The 19,606-nt window shown below is 67.3% G+C and carries 18 protein-coding genes, 1 pseudogene and 1 riboswitch; of the genes and pseudogenes, 17 read left to right on the forward strand and 2 right to left on the reverse strand.

All coding sequences use genetic code 11. The features are described 5' to 3' along the window. Nucleotides 1–34: 34 nt before the first annotated feature. Nucleotides 35–209, forward strand: a riboswitch (M-box (ykoK) riboswitch). 291 nt (nt 210–500) lie between these two features. The 13 genes and pseudogenes from ACZ50Z_RS07905 to ACZ50Z_RS07965 all read left to right on the forward strand — a co-directional run bounded on the left by ACZ50Z_RS07905 (nt 501) and on the right by ACZ50Z_RS07965 (nt 12,433). After that, on the forward strand, nt 501–635 hold the full coding sequence (locus ACZ50Z_RS07905; protein ID WP_464483045.1) for a hypothetical protein: 135 nt from the start codon (nt 501–503) through the stop codon (nt 633–635). 14 nt (nt 636–649) lie between these two features. Next, entirely contained in the window at nt 650–1,819 is a 1,170-nt protein-coding gene (locus ACZ50Z_RS07910) for a PPE family protein (RefSeq protein ID WP_464483046.1), read from the forward strand. Between the two features lie 225 nt (nt 1,820–2,044). Beyond that, nucleotides 2,045–2,282, forward strand: a pseudogene (locus ACZ50Z_RS07915) (type VII secretion protein EsxI). A gap of 619 nt (nt 2,283–2,901) precedes the next feature. Continuing rightward, the gene (locus ACZ50Z_RS07920) at nt 2,902–4,161 is read left to right on the forward strand and encodes a PPE family protein (RefSeq protein ID WP_464483047.1); all 1,260 of its coding nucleotides are present in this window, start codon (nt 2,902–2,904) and stop codon (nt 4,159–4,161) included. A gap of 67 nt (nt 4,162–4,228) precedes the next feature. Then, nucleotides 4,229–5,632, forward strand: coding sequence for a PPE family protein (locus ACZ50Z_RS07925; protein ID WP_464483048.1), 1,404 nt, complete (start codon nt 4,229–4,231; stop codon nt 5,630–5,632). 57 nt (nt 5,633–5,689) lie between these two features. Further along, complete coding sequence (locus tag ACZ50Z_RS07930) at nt 5,690–6,016, forward strand: DUF732 domain-containing protein (RefSeq protein WP_464486134.1); 327 nt, start codon at nt 5,690–5,692, stop codon at nt 6,014–6,016. 96 nt (nt 6,017–6,112) lie between these two features. Further along, complete coding sequence (locus ACZ50Z_RS07935) at nt 6,113–6,436, forward strand: DUF732 domain-containing protein (RefSeq protein ID WP_464483049.1); 324 nt, start codon at nt 6,113–6,115, stop codon at nt 6,434–6,436. 311 nt (nt 6,437–6,747) lie between these two features. Further along, nucleotides 6,748–7,992 (forward strand): PPE family protein, encoded by a 1,245-nt coding sequence (locus tag ACZ50Z_RS07940; RefSeq protein WP_464483050.1) that lies wholly within the window; start codon nt 6,748–6,750, stop codon nt 7,990–7,992. Between the two features lie 157 nt (nt 7,993–8,149). Then, nucleotides 8,150–9,553, forward strand: coding sequence for a PPE family protein (locus ACZ50Z_RS07945; protein ID WP_464483051.1), 1,404 nt, complete (start codon nt 8,150–8,152; stop codon nt 9,551–9,553). Continuing rightward, nucleotides 9,550–9,867: a DUF732 domain-containing protein gene (locus ACZ50Z_RS07950; RefSeq protein ID WP_464483052.1), complete on the forward strand. Its 318-nt coding sequence runs from the start codon at nt 9,550–9,552 to the stop codon at nt 9,865–9,867. Before ACZ50Z_RS07945 ends, ACZ50Z_RS07950 begins: the two co-directional genes overlap by 4 nt. A gap of 120 nt (nt 9,868–9,987) precedes the next feature. Next, nucleotides 9,988–10,704, forward strand: coding sequence for an MgtC/SapB family protein (locus ACZ50Z_RS07955; protein WP_464483053.1), 717 nt, complete (start codon nt 9,988–9,990; stop codon nt 10,702–10,704). Between the two features lie 31 nt (nt 10,705–10,735). Further along, nucleotides 10,736–11,671, forward strand: coding sequence for a sterol desaturase family protein (locus tag ACZ50Z_RS07960; protein WP_464483054.1), 936 nt, complete (start codon nt 10,736–10,738; stop codon nt 11,669–11,671). A gap of 93 nt (nt 11,672–11,764) precedes the next feature. Beyond that, nucleotides 11,765–12,433, forward strand: coding sequence for an Rv1815 family serine proteinase (locus tag ACZ50Z_RS07965; RefSeq protein ID WP_464483055.1), 669 nt, complete (start codon nt 11,765–11,767; stop codon nt 12,431–12,433). Nucleotides 12,434–12,460: 27 nt separating this feature from the next. On the opposite strand, the gene ACZ50Z_RS07970 is transcribed toward ACZ50Z_RS07965, so the two are convergent. Beyond that, nucleotides 12,461–12,907: a nitroreductase/quinone reductase family protein gene (locus ACZ50Z_RS07970; protein WP_464483056.1), complete on the reverse strand. Its 447-nt coding sequence runs from the start codon at nt 12,905–12,907 to the stop codon at nt 12,461–12,463. A 110-nt stretch (nt 12,908–13,017) separates the two neighbouring features. Between ACZ50Z_RS07970 and ACZ50Z_RS07975 the strand changes: the two genes are divergently transcribed. From ACZ50Z_RS07975 to ACZ50Z_RS07985, 3 genes are all read left to right on the forward strand, one after another. Next, the gene (locus ACZ50Z_RS07975) at nt 13,018–13,701 is read left to right on the forward strand and encodes a TetR/AcrR family transcriptional regulator (RefSeq protein ID WP_464483057.1); all 684 of its coding nucleotides are present in this window, start codon (nt 13,018–13,020) and stop codon (nt 13,699–13,701) included. Nucleotides 13,702–13,833: 132 nt separating this feature from the next. Further along, the gene (locus ACZ50Z_RS07980) at nt 13,834–14,337 is read left to right on the forward strand and encodes a VOC family protein (protein WP_464483058.1); all 504 of its coding nucleotides are present in this window, start codon (nt 13,834–13,836) and stop codon (nt 14,335–14,337) included. A gap of 102 nt (nt 14,338–14,439) precedes the next feature. Next, nucleotides 14,440–15,933 carry an FAD-binding protein gene (locus ACZ50Z_RS07985; protein ID WP_464483059.1) on the forward strand — a complete coding sequence of 498 codons (1,494 nt, stop codon included), beginning with the start codon at nt 14,440–14,442 and terminating at the stop codon, nt 15,931–15,933. 3 nt (nt 15,934–15,936) lie between these two features. On the opposite strand, the gene ACZ50Z_RS07990 is transcribed toward ACZ50Z_RS07985, so the two are convergent. Further along, nucleotides 15,937–17,856, reverse strand: a complete 1,920-nt coding sequence (locus tag ACZ50Z_RS07990; RefSeq protein ID WP_464483060.1) for an ABC transporter ATP-binding protein/permease — start codon at nt 17,854–17,856, stop codon at nt 15,937–15,939. 71 nt (nt 17,857–17,927) lie between these two features. On the opposite strand from ACZ50Z_RS07990, the gene ACZ50Z_RS07995 reads away from it, so the two are divergent. After that, nucleotides 17,928–19,571 carry an acetolactate synthase gene (locus tag ACZ50Z_RS07995; RefSeq protein ID WP_464483061.1) on the forward strand — a complete coding sequence of 548 codons (1,644 nt, stop codon included), beginning with the start codon at nt 17,928–17,930 and terminating at the stop codon, nt 19,569–19,571. Nucleotides 19,572–19,606: the final 35 nt, after the last annotated feature.

Below are 19,606 nucleotides of genomic sequence, written 5' to 3' on the forward strand. Positions count from 1 at the left end.
ACTCAACGAAGCCCGAGTGCCACCATGGCCTGTGCAAGCACCTCGCTAGGCGAGGCGTCTGCACGGACATAGGCCACTGACCTCGAACGTCGAGAGACGCCCAGGGTCAGGACAGCTCCTCCCGGATTAAGGGTTGAGCCCAAGTGGCTTCCGGATCTGGTGACCGGATACGCCGTGTGGTGCCGAAGCTCTGACGAGAGGGGTGCGCGCCCAACGGTTCTCGCGTTGGGTGCTTATCCCCGTGTGCGACGTATGGCATCCCCGTATGCCCTGGCCGCGAGGAGGTGAGAGCGAAATGAGTCCCGGAGATAGTCCGTATCCCAGATCGATGACCATTTCGTTGCGATCCGACCCCGGCCACGTTTCGTAGCCTGAATCGGCTTATTCCACATATTCTCGCGCACGCCAACGCTTTACGCGTGCGTGCGCGAGTGTGCGCGGAATTTTCCCGATGGGTGAACCACGGCTGAGTTCGGTTCTCTTCCGCGAGGAGAACTCCCATGCCCTTTTCGATGACGCGGCGCCCAGCGGTGGCCGCGGCCGCTGAGTTATCCACAATGACCGCACCACAATTCAGCGCCGAGACCGGCGTCCGCTGGACGCAAGCGCTGACCGTCACGAGCGCGGCGCACTAGGGGAGGGGGCGGAAATGTTCGTGGACTTCGCAATGCTTGCACCGGAGATCAACTCAGCGCGTATGTATGCCGGACCGGGTTCGGGCCCGATGCTGGTCGCCGCGTCGGCGTGGAACGGCCTGGCCGCGGAATTGCGTTCGGCCGCACTGTCGTACGGGTCGGTGCTCTCGGCGCTGACTAGCGAGGAATGGCACGGGCCCGCATCGGCGGCGATGGCCGCCGCGGCGACGCCGTACGTGGCCTGGATGAGCACCACCGCCACGCACGCCGAGCAGGCCGCCGCCCAGGCCGAAGCCGCGGCGGCGGCCTACGAGGCGGCGTTCGCGGCCACGGTGCCGCCGCCGCTGATCGCGGCGAACCGTGCGCAACTGGCGACGCTGGTCGCTACCAACGTGCTGGGTCAGAACACTCCTGCCATCGCGGTCACCGAGGCGCAGTACGGGGAAATGTGGGCCCAGGACGCGGCCACCATGTACGGCTACGCCGGCTCGTCTGCGGCCGCGACACGCCTGGCCATGTTCACCGAGCCGACCCAAACGACCAGCCAGGACGGTCAGGCACGCCAGGCCGCCGCGGTGGCCCAGGCGACCGGCACCTCGGCGGGAAACCAGCAGGCGACGCTGTCGCAACTCAACACCGCCGTTCCCAACGCGCTGCAGACCCTCTCGTCACCGACGGAGTCATCGACATCCTCGACGTCGGGCCTGTCGTCGATCCTCGACCCGAACAGCAATTTCTGGAACACGATCACGTCGACCGGGGCGCTCGATCCGGCCCAGGTCGTGCAGACCGTCACGAGTTCGACGCTGGTCGGCGCCAGCGCCGGCGCCCTCAACGACCTGGCAAGCGGGGCGCCGCTGGCGACGGGCATCGGCACCAGCACCCAGGGCTTGTCGGGCTTGGCGGGTGTGGGCAATGCGGGCGCATCGGTATCGGCGGGGCTCGGCCGGGCGTCGCTGGTCGGGCCACTGTCGGTGCCGCCGAGCTGGGCCCCACCCGCGCCGGTGGCCAGTCCGTTGGCGTCGACGCTGGGGGGCACCCCGATGGTGGCGCCGCCGCCGGCGATGGCGGCCGGCATGCCCGGGATGCCGTTCGGCGGGATGGGCGGCCAGGGACTCGGACGCGCCGTTCCGCAGTACGGTTTCCGGCCGAATTTCGTGGTACGTCCGCCCGCCGCCGGCTAGCCCAAGTCGCGGGCCACCTGACACTCGCTGCCGCCCAGGGCAATTCATCGTCAGTGAAAAATCGGCGGCGCCTACTCCGGGCCGATCTTTGGTCGATCGGGATATATCACAATCGAAAGTCGTTGTGTGTGAAGAAAACCCATTCACAGCGAACTACCAGTCGCTAATCAGTGCCACAGCAGGCTCGACGCGTCTAGTCGTATGAGTAGACGTTAGGAGGCCGGTGTGACCATCAACCGCCAGTTCGACGATGTCGACGCCCATAGTGCCCTGATCCGTGTCCAGGCCGCGTTTTTCAACGCTGAGCACCAGGGCATGCCGCGGTGGACGTCGTGGCGACTCGGCTTTGGGAACGACTCCTGGTGATCTTAAAGTCGCCAACTGCCATGGACAGACGATTCCGCGGTCCGCGGAAAGCAACGTGGCCGCCGCCGACAGCGCCGTCGGGTTCCAGCTGAGGTAGTCATATTCCGCGGGAATTGCGGAATCAGACGAGTGAGACCCGCGATACGTGACAGTGACGTCGCACTGAACCGGTTTTTTCAACGCCCAAAATATTGCTCACCCATTGTCAGACGTGAACGAGAGAGAAGACTTCTAAACGCTGCATTTCGGTGCAATTTTGGGGGAAATTAGCACATCGATGAATGTCACCTAGACGGTTATCGCCTGCCAGGTAGACGGATTAATGAATCGATCCGATAACCCGTGAAGGAAGGCTGGCCAAAGCCAGGAGGATGAGTGATTCACGCCACTAACCTGCCGTATTCACCACGCATTCTCACATGCAGCAGGAGGCCCACGACATTGATGTTTTACCTGAGTTTACGCGACGGGAACGTCGACTGAAATAACTTTCGTGCACCCTTGTGAGTGCAATAGCAACGAGGCTAACCATTAATTTGTTCGCCAATCATGGCGCCCGATCTGCAGCAGGGGAGTGGACGCTTGCTGTCTGCGACGCACGGAATCTGTACATCCGTTTGAAAGCGAATTTCACGAACACCCTTGGTACTGCGGGTTTGTCGAGGCGTGGCCCGCGACGCCGTGGTCACCACAGCCGCCACTCGAGGAGGTCCTGAATGCTGGATTTCGGTGCGTATCCGCCCGAATACAACTCAGGGCGGATGTATGTCGGTGCCGGCTCGGGACCCCTGCTGGCCGCCGCTGCGGCCTGGGACGAGTTGGCCGCGGAATTGCAGACGACGGGGGCGTCGTACAACTCGACTATCGAGGCCCTCGCGACGGGCCCCTGGACCGGGCCCTCGTCGCTGGCGATGGCGGCCGCGGCGGCCCCGTACGTGGCGTGGATGCATGCCACGGGCGCGCAGGCCGAGGAGGCCGGCGCGCAAGCCAAGCTCGCCGCCGGCGCCTATGAGGCGGCGTTCGCGGCCACGGTGCCGCCGCCGGTGATCGCGGCCAACCGCGCTCTGCTCGCCACGTTGGTCGCCACCAACATCCTGGGCCAGAACACCCCGGCGATCGCCGCCACCGAAACCCACTACATGGAGATGTGGGCGCAGGACGCCGCCGCCATGTACGGCTATGCGGCCTCCTCGGCGAGCGCGTCGACGCTGACCCCGTTCGCCGAACCCCCGCGCACCACCAACGATTCGGGCGCGCCGGCGCAAGCCGCGGCTGTCGCACAGAGCGGCGGACAGGCCGGTTCGAACACCGCCACCCAGCTGTCGCAGCTGAGCGCCACGCTGCAGCCGGCGGCGCAATCCGTGACGAACGTCGGCACGACGGGGGCAACGTCGGCCGAGCTGACGACGCCGAGCTTCATCACCAACTGGAACGAATTCTGGTCGGTAGTGACCGGGGTGTACTCGCCGCAGTCGTGGACCACCATCCCCGGGGGCCCCTTCCTGTCGTTCGGCCAGGCGTACGCCTGGGGCCAGAACGGACAGGGCGCGGCCGCCTATCTGGCCGGGCCGAAAGCCATCTCGGGCGCGTTGGCCCCCCTGACCAGTGGCGCCAATGCCGTCAAGCCCATGCTCAGCTCCGCGGTCGGAGCCGGCCAGGTGTCGGGGTCGATGGGCAAAGCCGCCCTGGTCGGCAGTATGTCGGTGCCGCAGGGCTGGACCGAAGGTGCCCCGGCGCTGCGATCGCTTACCCAGGCGTTGCCGGCCGACTTGGCGGCGCCAACGGCTGCGCTGGCCGGCGAGGAGGGCGTGTTCAGCCAGATGGCCCTGTCCAGCCTTGCCGGACGCGCCGTCGCTGCCGCCGCCACCCGTCCGGCTGGCGGCACCGCCTCGGCAGTGGGCGCAGTGGGCGGCGTTGCCGCAGAGGCCGATCCGGCCGCAGCCACCATCATCGTGATCCCGTGCATCGAGGAGTGATCGCGATGACCACACCGCGCGCAGCCACGTGCAGTCCACCCGAACGCCGAGGTAGGGGGTAGCAGGGATGTTTTACGGAGCTTTTCCGCCGGAGTTCAATTCGGGGCGGATGTACAGCGGTCCGGGTGCGGGGTCGCTGGTGGCCGCGGCGACGGCCTGGCAGAGCCTGGCCACCGAATTGCAGTCCACCGCAACGTCTTACTCATCGGTGCTTGCGAACCTGACGGCTGGGCCCTGGGTGGGCCCGTCGTCGTTTGCCATGGCGTCCGCGGCCGCCCCGTACGTGGCGTGGATGCAGCAAACCGCCGCCGCGGCCGCACAATCCGCGGCCCAGGCCACCGACGCCGCAACCGCTTACGCGACGGCATTCGCCGCACATGTGCCGCCGGCGGTGATCGCCGAAAACCGCGCGCTGCTAGCGCAATTGGTGGCGACGAACCTCTTCGGGCAGAACACCTCGGCGATCGCAGCGAACGAGGCCCAATACGGCGAGTTCTGGGCTCAGGACGCTACGGCGATGGACACCTACTTCGCCTCGTCGGCGACCGCCTCCAACAAATTGACGGAGTTCAGCCCGGCGCCCGAGACCACAAGTGCGGCAGCCGAACCGATGCAAGCGGCCGCGGTGACGTCAGCCACCGCCGCGCCGGCCGCCAATGTGGCCAGTACCGCGGCGGCGGCAGCGACGACCACGCTGCCCTACAGCGGGGCCTTCTCCGGCGCGGCCAACCTGGCGTACCTCTACCAGACGTTCATGACGAATCTCTTCAACACCGTCCCGGGCGGGGCGAGCTTCTACACGGCGATGTACAACGCCGTAAAGGTGCCGTTGGGTCTGACCACGCAGTTCAACGACATCGGATTGTTGGTCAACTTTCCGTTGTCGCAGTGGCTCAAGTTCGCCCCACCCGTCGCCTACGGGGCGTTGCCCAAAGACGCGCTCGGCGCCGGGCTCGGGGCGTTGGGCTTCGGTCGCGGGACCCTGTACAGCGCGGTCAGCCCCATTGCCGGCATGGGTAATGCGGGCACGCTGGTGGGCAAGCTGTCGATCCCGCCCAGCTGGGCCACGGCCACACCGTCGGTCAGGACCGTCGCCGCGGCGCTATCGGCCGCCGGGGCCGAGGCCGTGCCGGCGGCCGCGCTGGGCGAGGGAAGCCTGTTCAGTTCGATGGGCCTGGCCGGGATGCTGGGCAGCGCGGTGGGCTCCGGGGGGCCGACGGTGGTCCGCGGCGGCGTGCGCAACCGGATGGCCCCGATCAAGGACCTCAAAGACAAGCAGTCGCCGGAACAGCTCAAACGCCTTGTCGCCCAGATCTCGGAGAAGCCCGAAAGCGTACAGCACCACAACGTCGATCAGGAAAACCTCGATGCGCTGCTCGAGCAGCTTGCCAAGAAGCCCGGCATTCACGCGGTGCATCTGAAGAAGGGAGACAAGTCCAAAGTCCTGCCGACCGAAGCCCAATTGGGTTAGGGGACAACGTAATCATCGTTCACGCCGCTGGCGATGGTGACAACAGAAGGGTAATGAATCATGAAACGACTACTGGCGCTTCTCGGCGCGTTCACAACGATCGGCCTGGCCCCGCCGGCTTACGCGAGCCCTGTGCCGCAACCGGACGGCGACGATGGCGGCTTCGTCGCTGCGCTGCAGCAAGCCGGCTTCAGCTTTGCCACACCGGGTTCGGCCGTCGCCGCCGGACGGGCGGTGTGCTCGTGTTTGGACAACGGCGAATCCGGCCTGGAGGTCGTCCACGACGTGAAAACCCACAACCCCGGCATGGATATGGAGATGGCATCCGATTTCGCCCTGCTTTCCGCGAAGTTCTACTGCCCCCAGCAACTCTCCAAAGCCTGAACCGCCGGGCCGGTTGAATACGTTGTCGCGCAGCATGTCTGCGGTGTCCACGCCCGGCGCTGCACGCGTGGTCGCGGCATGGGAGAATCATGAGTCATGAGACTGCTGCTGGCGCTGGGCGTCGGCGTTTCGGCCGCCCTGGGTCTGGCCCCGCTCGCGCACGGCGAACCGGGAACCGGCGGTGGCGACGAGGCCGGATTTCTTGCGTCGCTGCGCGGCGCGGGCATCACGTACGCGACCCCGGACGGGGCGGTGAAGTTCGCCAAGGCTGTATGTGTGTCGATGGGGAACGGCGAGTTGGGGCCCCAGATGGTGGACGAATTGAAGAACGAAAACCCCGGACTCACCAACGAACACGCGACGTCGTTCTTGGCGATCGCGGCGAAATACTATTGCCCGCAGCAACTTAACAGACGGTAGCTCCGTAACCCGTCGGCCGGATATTCCGACCGGAACGCTGGTGTACAACACAATTCGTCTCACACTCAACAGGTTTCGGTAGGACGAACCATGCCGGTCCGCAAGCGATACGTCGCGTCCGCTGGCCGCGCGGAATGCCAATCCTGAGAATTTCTCAGTCGGAGACGGTCTGGGAGCCGTCGGTGGAACACATGGAATACACATATGCTGCACCGGCGAATCTCATGAATTCCATTTGAGCCGCAGCTTATTTGCGGGATGGCCGCATATTCGCTCCTACCCTGGCACCAGAGCAGGACGGGAGGCGACGGGTGGACTTCGGGGCTCTGCCACCAGAGGTCAATTCAGGACGGATGTACGTGGGTGCCGGATCGGGGCCCCTGCTGGCCGCCGCCGGGGCATGGGATGCGCTGGGGGCCGAACTGTATTCGTACGCGGCGGCCTACAGCTCGACGATCGCAGGCATGACCGTCGGGTCCTGGCTAGGACCGGCAGCGGCGTCGATGAGTGCGGCGGCCGCGCCCTTCGTGGCGTGGGCCGCGGCGAGTGCTGCCCAGGCAGAGCAGGTGGCGGTGCAGGCCGGGCTCGCTGCCGCAGCCTATGAGGCCGCGTTCGCAGCGACGGTGCCTCCGCCGGTGATCGCCGCCAACCGCAGCCTGTTGATGACCTTGATCGCCACGAACGTGCTCGGCCAGAACACCGCGGCGATCGCGGCGGCTGAAGCGGAGTACGCCGAAATGTGGGCGCAGGACGCCGCTGCGATGTATGCCTACGCCGCCTCGTCAGCAGCGGCCACGCAGCTGACGCCCTTCACCGAGCCGCCGCAGACTACCGATTCGTCCGCGGTGGCAAGACAATCCGCCGCCGTGACGCAAACGGCCGCGTCGGACCTCCGATCCGAGCTGTCGGCGCTTGTCGACGGGACGCCCACAATGTTGCAAACCCTGGCGGCGACCCCGTCGGCAACGGCAGCGACGCCGGCGGCCTCGATCATCGAAGCGATTTACCCGATCACCGCTGCGCTGCGGCCCTTTTTTGCCGCCGTCACCGGCGCTTACAGCCCCATCGGGGCACTCATCGTGCCCGGGGGCTGGTTCCTGTTCGCCCTCCAGCCCTTAGGTGTCGCCCAAAACGTGCCAGGCGTCGCCGAATTGCTCGGCGGCGGCAAGGACATCGCCGGGGGATTGTCGCCGCTGGCGCCGCTGCGGGGCGGCTATGTGTCCGCGGTGACGCCGGACATCGGCGCCGTGGCGGGCTCGATGGGCCGCGCCACCCTGGTCGGAGCGCTCTCGGTTCCGCGGGGCTGGGCCGCCGCCGCCCCCGTCATGAAGACGGTTGCCTCGGTGCTGCCGGGTGCGAGTCTGGGCGCCGTCCCGGCGATGGCCGCCACGTCACAGGGGGCCATGTTCGGCGAGATGGCCATGGCGAGTGTCGCAGGGCGCGCGCTGGCGGGCGCGGGTGTGCGCACCGTTAGCAACGGCACCACCGGCGTCGCCGCACCCGCTGCGGACGGCGTCGCGACCACCGCCACGATCATCGTGGTGCCGGCGGACTGATGGGCCTTCGACGTGACACCCCGGTCGGCACCGATCCAACGGACAGCGGAGGACGCGCCATGTCCTCCGTGATGTCACCGCCGCAAACGTCGGCGATGCACGGGATGTTTGCCAGTACTCCCGATTCGTCGGCGGCAGGCACGGGAAGGGCACGCCGATGAATTTCGCGTTCCAACCACCCGAAATCACCTCCGGTCGGATGTACCTGGGCCCGGGCGCGGGGCCGATGTTGACGGCCGCTGCCGCGTGGGACGCGTTGGCGGCCGAGCTGCAGTCCACGGCGTCGTCCTACGGTGCGATCGTCGAGGGACTGGCCGACGAGGCGTGGGCCGGCCCGTCAGCCGTCGCCATGGCCGCCGCCGCCGCACCGTACGTGGCATGGATGTCGGAGACCTCGGCGCAGGCCAAGACGGCAGCCGTGCAAGCCACCGCGGCGGCGGGCGCCTACGAGAGCGCCTTCGCGGCGGTGGTACCACCGACCCAGATCGCGACCAATCGCACGCGCCTGGCGATGTTGTTGGCGACCAACGCTTTCGGGCAGAACACCGCCGCGATCGCCGCCACCGAGGCCGAATACGGGGAAATGTGGGCGCAGGACGCCGCCGCGATGTACGCCTATGCCGGCGCGTCGGCGGCCGCCACGCGACTGGCACCGTTCACCGAGGCACCCCCGACCACCAACGAAGCGGGCATCGCCGCGCAGGCGGCCACACTGAGCGAAGCCACCGGCCTGGCGAGCGGTACCGCGGCGGCCACGGACGCCACGGCCCCACCGTCGGGCATCTTCAGCCAGCTACTCGAGGCCATCGGCAATGCTTCCCGCGGCTACATGGACTTTTGGGACCAGGTGCTCAATAGCCTGACGGGTTCCCCCTTGGCCGGGACGACGTGGCAGAACACCTTCGGGATCCTGGCCGACATCGGCCGGTTCAACACGGTAGCCAGCGAAGCCCTGGCCCCGTTCAACCTTGCTATGACCGAGTTCAAATATTTCTATAACCTCCCGGTCGAGGGCGCCGACATCCCGAAGTCCGCGCTGGGAGCCGGGCTCGGGTTACGGTCGGCCGGTGCCAGCCTGACCAGCGCTGTATCGGCGGGCATGGGTGAGGCGAACGTGGTGGGCAGGCTGTCGGTGCCACCGACCTGGGCGTCGGCCACCCCGGCCATCCGGTTGGCCAGCGGGCTGGCGCCGAGCGCCAGTATCGCCGCGGCGCCCGCGGTCGGCATCCCGGGAAGCCTGCTCGGTCAGATGGCACTGGGCAGCATGACCGGGGGTGCGCTCGGCGCTGTCGCGCCGCAAGTCGTGAGCGGCAGGGGCGTCCGGGCCCGCGCCGGGGGAGCGACGAAGGCCGCCGAACCCGTCAAGCTCGACGACGTCATCGCGAAGCTGCAAAAGCAACCCGAGGCCGTGCAGCACTGGAACGTCGACAAGGCAGGACTCGACGCCCTGCTCGACCAATTGTCAAAGAAGCCCGGCATCCATGCGGTCCATGTGTCCAGCGGCGACAAGCCCACGGTGACCTTGCCCGACGCCCGGCTCGGAAAGGCGGGAACGGCATGAAACTTCTCGTAGCGCTGCTCGGCGCCCTTGGGGCGATCAGTTTCGCGGCACCCGCGCACGCCGAGCCGCAGGGCGACGATGCGGCGTTCTTGGCCACCCTGAGCAATTCCGGCATCACCTACAGCAGTCCCAGCCAAGTCATCACGTCCGCCAAGGCCGTGTGCGGGTTGATGGGCAGGGGCGAAACCGGGTTGCAGGTCGTCAGCGACATCAAGGATCAAAACCCCGGGATGACGATGGACGCCGCCGCCAAATTCGCGGCGCTCGCCTCGAGCGCCTACTGCCCCCGCCACATCACGCCCAAAGCCGGTTAGCCTGAGAGCCGCCTGTCGGGCGATACCGCCCGACGTCAGCGGTTCGGTTGGGCTCCACTTGCGGTTAACCCGGATTTGGTTAGCTCCCTTCGCCGTCTTGCCACCGGGAAGGAGCGTGTCGTGCAAACGCTGAGTGCCGTCGACTTCGCGCTTCGCCTGGGCGTCGGCGTGGGCTGCGGCGCCCTCATCGGCCTGGAACGGCAGTGGCGGGCCCGTCGGGCCGGGCTGCGCACCAACGCGCTGGTTGCCGGGGGCGCAACCCTGTTCGTTCTCTACGCGGCGGCCACGTCGGATTCCAGCCCCACCCGGGTGGCGTCCTATGTGGTGTCCGGGATCGGTTTCCTCGGCGGTGGGGTGATCCTGCGGGAGGGCGTCAATGTCCGGGGCCTCAACACCGCCGCCACCCTGTGGTGCTCGGCGGCCATCGGCGTGCTGGCCGCTTCCGGGCACCTGGTCTTCGCATTGATCGGCACCGGAACGGTCATCGGCATTCACGTGCTGGGGCGTCCGCTGGGCCGGTTGATCGATCGCGACAACAGCGCCGACGAAGACGAGAGCCTGCTGCCCTACCTGGTGCAGGTGGTCTGCCGACCCAAGCACGAGAAATACGCGCGCGCGCAGATCGTCCAGCACGCCGGCGGCAATGACATCACGCTTCGCGGGATCCACACCGGGCATCCGGCCGATGACGAGATCACCCTGACGGCGCACCTGCTGATGGACGGCGACGCCCCGGCCCGGCTGGAGCGGCTGGTAGCGGAGCTATCCCTGCTGCCCGGCGTCCGGGCGGTCCAGTGGTACGCCGGGAGCGACATGCAGTCCGACGATCGTCGCTGAGCATCGCGGCGTTCGTCGTAGTCTTACCTCTGTGAGTGCCGTCTCCGGTTTCCTGTCCGCGCTGCCTCCGCAGATGCGGGATCCGGTGCTGCTCGCCATTCCGTTCTTCTTGTTGCTGCTGACCCTCGAATGGACCGCGGCCCGCAAGCTCGAACACCTCACGGCCGACGCCGACCGCCCGGCATCCGGCGCGCACCGCACCCGCGACTCGCTGACCAGCATCTCGATGGGGCTGGTTTCGGTGGCCACCACCGCCGGCTGGAAGACCCTGGCGCTGCTCGGCTACGCCGCCATCTATGCCTACCTGGCGCCGTGGCACCTGTCGGCGACCCGCTGGTACACCTGGGTGATCGCGATTCTCGGCGTGGACCTGCTGTACTACGCCTATCACCGGATCGCCCACCGGGTGCGGTTGATCTGGGCGACGCACCAGGCCCACCACTCCAGCGAGTACTACAACTTCGCCACCGCGCTGCGGCAGAAATGGAACAACAGCGGTGAGATCTTGATGTGGATTCCGTTGCCGCTGCTGGGAATTCCGCCGTGGATGGTGTTCTTCGCCTTCTCGGTGAACCTGATCTACCAGTTCTGGATCCACACCGAGCGGATCGACAAGCTGCCGCGGCCCTTCGAGTTCGTCTTCAACACACCGTCGCACCACCGGGTGCACCACGGGATGGACAAGGCGTACCTCGACAAGAACTACGGCGGCATCTTCATCGTCTGGGACCGGCTCTTCGGCACCTTCCAGCCCGAACTGTTCCGCCCGCACTACGGCCTGACCAAGCAGGTGGACACCTTCAACATCTGGAAGCTGCAGACGCGCGAATACGTCGCGATCGCCCGCGACTGGCGAACGGCGACCCGGTTGCGGGACCGGTTGGGCTACGTGTTCGGCCCGCCCGGCTGGGCCCCGCGCACCGCTGGTCAAACCGAGGCCGCCGCCTCGCTCGTGACCTCTCTGTAACATCGGGGCGGCCCGGCGCGAAAAGCCGAAGGGGAGGACGGGCAGGCCGTAACCTCGACCTCCCGTCGGTATCCGCCCGATGGATCGGAGTTCATGGTGCATCGCCTGGCACTGCGCGCCTTCGCCGCGTCGGTTACTGTCGCCGCGCTCGCCTCCTCGTCGCCGGCCGCGCCGGCAAAAGCCGACGTACTGGTGTATCCGGGCATGGAGATCCGCCAGGACAACCGCGTCTGCACCCTGGGATACGTCGACCCCAGCCTGAAAATCGCATTCACCGCGGGACACTGCCGGGGCGGGGGTGGGGTCGTCACGGATCGCGGCGGCACCGTCATCGGCCGCCTGGCCGCCTTCCGGGACAACACCCCCAGCGGGACGACGGTGTCCACGAGCCAGGTCATCAGCGACTACGAGGCGATCGTGCTGGACAACGACGTCACGGCGAACAACATCCTGCCCGGCGGGCGCCCGCTGGTCTCCGACCCCGCGCCGGCGCTGACGCCCGGCCAGCCGATCTGCCATTACGGCGTGATCACCGGCGAAACCTGCGGCACGGTGGAGAGCGTGAACAACGGCTGGTTCACCATGTCGCACGGCGTGCAGAGCCACAACGGCGATTCGGGTGGGCCGGTATATCTGGCGCCCAACGGCGGGCCGGCTCAGCTGGTCGGCATCTTCAACAGCGTCTGGGGGGACTTCCCGGCGGCGGTGTCATGGCGGGCCACCTCCGAGGAGGTTCGCCAAGACCTCGGGGTGCGGGGGTAACGCGCCGCAGCGGCCCGCTGGGTCCCGTCAGCCTGCCTTGGTCAGCGCGAACACCGGAATCGTGGGCGCCGCGGCGCGGAACTGCTCGTCGCTGCTGTCCGGCGTCAGCCCCGCGACGTAATCCTTGACCTGCCAGTACCACCGGGCCAGGTAGCGCCTCAGCAGATCGGGCTTGGCCGCGTCGTCGACCTCACTGACCCGAGCACGTTGCCGGCGCCACCGTGGACCCACCTCGACGGCGGCCGCGGCTCGGACGTTGCGCGCCCACTGGGTGTTGCCGCGCGGCGAGACCAGATAGTCCACGCCGTCGACGGTCAGGAGGTTGACCACGACCGCGCGCTGCTTGCCGGACTTGCGGCCGCGAACGCGCAGCGCGCGGGTGCCGGCGATGCTGATCCCCGCCTCTGCAAGCCAGCGGATCACCACGTTGGCGGCCCGGGCGGCCCGGTTCGGCTGCTCATAGCGCGTGGACATGGCGGGTCCTCTCGACAGATTCAGAGAGCGGTGCTCTCGCTTGTGATGACGTTGCCACACCCCGGCCCGAAAAGCAAGAGCAGTGTTCTCGATTGTGTCAGACTGGCGGCGTGGGCAAACGCCAGGAGTCACGCGAACAGATCGAGGCGCGGATCATCGAACTCGGTCGCCGCCAACTGGTCGAGCGCGGCGCGGCCGGATTGTCCGTGCGGGCGATAGCCCGCGACCTGGGCATGGTGTCCTCGGCGGTGTACCGGTACGTCTCCAGCCGCGACGAGCTGCTGACCTTGCTGCTGGTCGACGCCTATTCCGACCTGGCCGACGCCGTGGAACGCGCCCGCGACACCGTCGGAGAACTGTGGAGCGACGACGTGATCGCCATCGCGCGGGCGACCCGGCGATGGGCCGTCGCGCACCCGGCATGCTGGGCCCTGCTGTACGGCAGCCCGGTCCCCGGATATCACGCGCCCCCCGAGCGCACGGTTGCCGTCGGCACCCGGGTGGTCGCGGCGCTGTTCGACGCCGTGGCGGCCGGAATCGCCACCGGGGACATCCGTCTCACCAATGATGTTGCGCCGCAACCTATGTCATCGGACTTCGAACGGATCCGGCACGAATTCGGGTTCCCCGGTGACGATCACGTGCTTGCCAAGTGCTTCGTGTTGTGGGCCGGGGTGCTGGGCGCCATCAGCCTCGAGGTGTTCGGGCAGTACGGCGCGGACACCCTCACCGACCCGGAAGCGATCTTCGACACCCAGCTGCGGCTGCTGGTGGACGTGCTGAGCCAACATTGATGCCCCCGCGCGGAGCGAACGAGCGAAAATAGAACGTGTTCACCCCGGGATTTCCGGCCCGGTACGGCTCGGCACGGCAAAGTCGTTCGGCCCCTTTCTGTCGGCCCGGCGGCTGGACTATTCTGCGAGACGATGACCGTCCCCGCTGAATCGCCGACGCAGATCGCCTGGGTCACCGCCGACCTCGACGCCACAGAAACGGCGCTCACCGGCCTGTTAGGCGTGCGGAAGTGGGTGCGCATCCCCGACGTCCACTTTGCTCCGGACGCCTGCAGCTACTACGGCAAGCCCGCGGATTTCGTCGCCAGCATCTCCCTGAGCTACCTCGGCGACATGCAGTTGGAGCTGATCCAACCGATGCGGGGCGAGAACATCTATAGTGACTTTTTGCGCGATTGCGGCCCGGGTCTGCATCACGTCTGCATGGAGGCCGAAAGCCCCGACCAATTCGCGGCGGCATTGGTCCACGCCGCCGAGCGAGGCGCCGCGGTTGTGCAGCAAGGCGTGATGCCCGGCGGAATCCAGTTCGCCTATGTCGCAGCGCCGCAGGCGGGAGTCCCGTTTGTGGAGTTCGCGTACGTCGCGCCCGAAATGAGGGCGTTTTACGACTACATCAAACAGGAGCAGCGCCGATGAGCCGCGCCAACGACGATGCAGAGCGCAGCGATGAGAAGGAGTGGCGCCGATGAGCCGCGCCAACGACGATGCAGAGCGCAGCGATGAGAAGGAGTGGCGCCGATGAGCACCGAGATACCGGCAACAGTCAGTGCTAACGACGTGACGTCGTGGTCCGACGAGGTCGACGTGTTGGTGATCGGCTTCGGCATTGCCGGCGGCTGCGCCGCGGTCAGCGCGGCGGCCGAAGGGGCGCGGGTGCTGGTGCTCGAACGGGCTGCCGTGGCCGGTGGCACCACTTCGCTTGCCGGAGGGCACTTCTACCTCGGCGGCGGGACCGCCGTGCAGCAGGCGACCGGTCAGGACGACTCGGCCGAAGAGATGTACAAGTACCTCGTCGAGGTATCGCGTGAGCCCGAACTCGACAAGATCCGCGCCTACTGCGACGGCAGCGTCGAGCATTTCAACTGGCTCGAAGACTTGGGCTTTCAGTTCGAGCGCAGCTACTACCCGGGCAAAGTCGTCGTGCCGCCCGGCACCGAGGGCCTCAGCTACACGGGCAACGAAAAGGTCTGGCCCTTCTGCGAGCGGGCCAAGCCGGCGCCGCGCGGGCACTCCGTGCCGGTGCCGGGCGAGCTAGGCGGCGCGGCCATGGTCATCGACCTGCTGGTGAAACGCGCCGACGCTCTGGGCGTGCAGACCCGTTACGAGACCGGGGCGACCAATCTCATTTTGAACGACGACGGCGCCGTGGTTGGCGCCGCGTGGAAGCACTTCACCGAAACGGGCGCCGTCAAGGCCAAAGCCGTCATCATCGCGGCCGGTGGTTTCGCGATGAATCCGGAGATGGTTGCCGAGCACACTCCCGCTCTGGGCCAGCCGCGGCGCACCAAGCATCACGGACTCGCGGCGCCCTACATCCTGGGCAACCCCAACGACGACGGGCTGTCCATCCGGATGGGGGTCTCGGCGGGCGGCGCCACCAAGCACATGGATGAGTTGTTCATCACCGCGGCGGCCTATCCGCCCGAAATCCTGTTGACCGGTGTCATCGTCAACAAGGAGGGCAAGCGCTTCGTCGCCGAGGACTCCTACCATTCGCGCACTTCCGCTTTCGTGCTCGAGCAGCCGGAACAGACCGCATACCTGATCGTCGACGAGGCACACACCGAGATGCCGGCGATGCCGCTGATCCGATTCCTCGACGGTTACGAGACGATCGCGGAAATGGAAGCCGCGCTGGGCATCCCGGCGGGCAACCTCGCGGCCACCCTGGACCGCTACAACGAGCTCGCCGCCACCGGCGAGGACCCTGATTTCCACAAGCAGCCGGAATTCCTTGCGCCGCAAGACAATGGGCCGTGGGCAGTGTTCGATTTGTCGCTGGGGCGCGCGATGTACTCGGGATTCACGATCGGCGGTCTTGCCGTGAGCGTCGACGGCGAGGTGCAGCGGGCCGACGGCACCGTGGTGCCCGGCCTCTACGCCGCGGGCGCGTGTGCGGCCAACCTCGCGCAGGACGGCAAGGGGTACGCGAGCGGGACACAGCTGGGTGAGGGCTCGTTCTTCGGGCGCCGCGCCGGAGCGCACGCGGCTAGGCGGGCCGGGGGAGCGTAGGCGCTAGACCTGCGCGGGCTCCTTTTCGACCGGACCCAGCTGCCACGCGCCGCCACCGAGCAGGTGCAGCTGCTGCTCGTGGTGCTGCTCGACGGCAGGCCGATGGCTCACGCTGACCATGACGCACTCCGGCAGCTCGGCCCGAACCAGTTGATACAGCGCGTATTCCAGGCCGCTGTCCAGCGCGGAGGTCGCCTCATCGAGGAAGACCGCCTTCGGTCGGGTGAGCAGGATGCGCGCGAACGCGACGCGCTGCTGCTCGCCGGGGGACAGCACCTTGGCCCAGTCCTGCTCCTCGTCCAGGCGGTCGATGAGTGGCGCCAGCACCACCTTGGTGAGCACGTCGCGCAGCTGGTCATCAGAGACGCCGTCCGGCGAATTCGGATAACACACCACGGTGCGCAAAGTGCCGAGCGGCACATACGGCAACTGCGACAAGAACATCGTCTCGTTGTCGCCGTCCGGGCGGCACAGCGTCCCCGAGGCGTACGGCCACAATTCGGCCAGGCTGCGCAGCAACGTCGTCTTGCCGGCCCCCGAGCGTCCGGTGATCACCAGGCTGTCACCCAAATCGAGCTGGATATCCAGGGAGTCGACCAGCGGGTCGCCCTCCGGCGTCCGCACCTCGATGCCGCGTAGCTCCACCGCGGTCTCCTCGCTGGGTTTGACCAAGATAGTGGGCAGCGCGCGGCCCTTGCTGTTGGCGTCGACGAGGCCGTGCAACCGGATGATCGCGGCACGGAAGGCCGCGAACGCGTCATAGTTGTTGCGGAAGAACGACAGTGAGTCGTTGATGTTGCCGAAAGCCTGCGCGGTCTGGGTGACATCACCGAAGGCGATCTCCCCGGCGAACAGGCGCGGCGCCTGAATCGCCAGTGGAAGCGGAATGATGGTCTGCGTCGCCGACCAGTTCCATCCGTTGAAGATGATGGTCCGGCGGACGAACCTGCGGTAGTTGTCGATGATCGGCGTGAAGCGCCGCCACAATTGGGCACGTTCGACGCGCTCGCCGCGGTAGAAGCCGACCGCCTCCGCGGCGTCGCGCAACCGCACCAGGGCGTAGCGGAACGCGGCGTTGAGTTTCTCGTTGTTGAAGCTGAGCCAAATCAGCGGGCGCCCAAGCCAAATCGCGACCACCGTCACGATCAAGACATAGATCAGGACGGTCCAGAACATCGCACGCGGCACGTTCACACCGAAGAGGTTGAAGTCGCCGGACAAATTCCACAGGATTGCGGTGAACGAGATCACCGACGCCACCGCGTTGACGGCGCCGAACAGCAGGGTGCTGGTCGTCCCGTTGGAGGGGATGTTCGGTGTGCCACCCACCCCCGCGGTGAAGATGTCGACATCCTGCTGGATGCGCTGGTCGGGGTTGTCAATGGTGTTGTCGATGAACAGGTCCCGGTAATACGCGCGGCCTGCCAGCCAGTCGTCGGTGAGATGGCCCGTCAGCCACATGCGCCAGGCGATGATGAACCGCTGCGTCAGGTAGATGTCGAGGATCACCCGGGCGATGAAGATGGCCGCCAGCAGGATGAAAATCCCGAGCGAGACCCAAAAGTTGTGGATCCCGGAGTGTTTGACTTCGTCGTTACCCGTGGCGAGCCCTTTTAGTGCCACCTGCAACGCCGTGTACATGTCGTTGCTCTGATAGCTGAACAGCACGTTGAGCCGGACCGAGAAAAGCACCAGCAGCAGCAGCACCCCGAGCCCCAACCACGCCTTGACGCTGGTCGGTCCGACGAAATAGCCGCGCGTGATCCGCCAGAATTGGCGGCCCCACGGGGTCAGATACCTGGCGGCGACCAACGCCGCCAGCAGGCAGACGGCACCGATAACCCACGCGATGGCGAGCCACCGCAGGGAATCCTGAAATGCCGACGACCAATCGATGGACGGTTTGAACAGCTTCGAGTCCAATTTCGGCGTCTCCTTCTAGCGGTCGGCACTTCCCGCAAGCTACCCGAGCGGTTCTCGAATAGGCTGCGCAGATGAGCATCGACGCTCCGTCCAGCCAGACCGTACATGCCGGCCGCCTCGTCGCGCGTCGCCTCAAAGCCAGCGGAATCGACACCGTCTTCACGCTGTCCGGAGGCCACCTGTTCTCGATCTACGACGGCTGCCGCGACGAGGGTATCCGGCTGATCGACACCCGCCACGAACAGACGGCGACCTTCGCCGCCGAGGGCTGGTCGAAGGTCACCAGGCTTCCGGGGGTGGCGGCGCTGACCGCGGGGCCGGGCATCACCAACGGGATGAGCGCGATGGCGGCGGCGCAGCAGAACCAGTCGCCGTTGGTGGTGCTGGGCGGCCGGGCCCCGGCTCAGCGTTGGGGCATGGGCTCGTTGCAGGAGATCGACCATGTGCCATTCGTGGCGCCCCTGTCCCGTTTCGCCGCCACCGCGCAGTCGGCGGACGACGCCGGCCGCCTCGTCGACGACGCGTTGCGCGCCGCGGTCGGTGCGCCGTCGGGTGTGGGATTCGTCGACTTCCCGATGGACCACGTGTTCTCGATGTCGGACGATGACGGGCACCCCGGGGCCCTCGTCGACGTCCCGCCGGGGCCCGCACCCGATGACCAGGCGGTGGCCCGCGCCGCCGGACTGCTGTCGGCGGCCCAGCGCCCGGTGATCATGGCCGGCACCAACGTGTGGTGGGGGCACGGGGAGGCCGCCCTGCTGCGCCTCGCCGAGGAGCTCCAGATCCCGGTGCTGATGAACGGGATGGCCCGCGGCGCGGTCCCGGCCGATCACCCGCTGGCATTCTCCCGGGTTCGCGGAAAAGCGTTGGGGGAGGCCGACATTGCGCTGATTGTCGGCGTGCCCATGGATTTCCGGCTGGGCTTCGGCGCGGTGTTCGGGCAACAGACCCAGCTCGTGGTCGTCGACCGTGTCCAACCCGAGCGCCGCCATCCGCGCCAGGTGCAGGCCGAGCTCTACGGCGACCTGCTGACGAGCCTGGCGGCGCTGGCCACCGCCGGGGGCGGCGGGCACCGAGACTGGATCGAGGAGCTCCGCACGGCCGAGACCGCGGCGCGCGCCACGGAGAAGGCCGAGCTGGCCGACGACAGCGTCCCGTTACACCCCATGCGGGTGTACGCGGAGTTGGCGCCCATGCTCGACCGCGACGCCATCGTCGTCATCGACGCCGGCGATTTCGGCTCCTACGCCGGCCGGGTGATCGACAGCTACCTGCCTGGATGCTGGTTGGACAGCGGCCCGTTCGGCTGCCTGGGTTCGGGGCCCGGCTACGCCCTGGCCGCCAAGCTGGCCCGGCCGGAGCGCCAGGTGGTCCTGCTGCAGGGCGACGGCGCGTTCGGCTTCAGCGGCATGGAATGGGACACCCTGGTCCGGCACAACGTGCCCGTCGTCTCGGTGGTCGGCAACAACGGAATCTGGGGCTTGGAAAAACACCCCATGGAGGCGTTGTACGGCTATTCGGTGGTGGCCGAATTGCGCCCCGGGACCCGCTACGACGAGGTGGCGCGCGCGTTGGGCGCCCACGGCGAGTTGGTGGCCGCGCCCGGCGAGCTGCGGCCCGCCCTGGAGCGGGCCTTCGCCAGCGGCCTGCCCGCCGTCGTCAACGTGCTCACCGACCCCAACATCGCCTATCCACGCCGATCCAACCTCGCTTGATGAGGGTGCGCGGTGGCCCACCGCGTACCGTTGAC

The sequence above is a fragment of the Mycobacterium sp. NTMscope_MAC_269 genome (assembly GCF_976985695.1).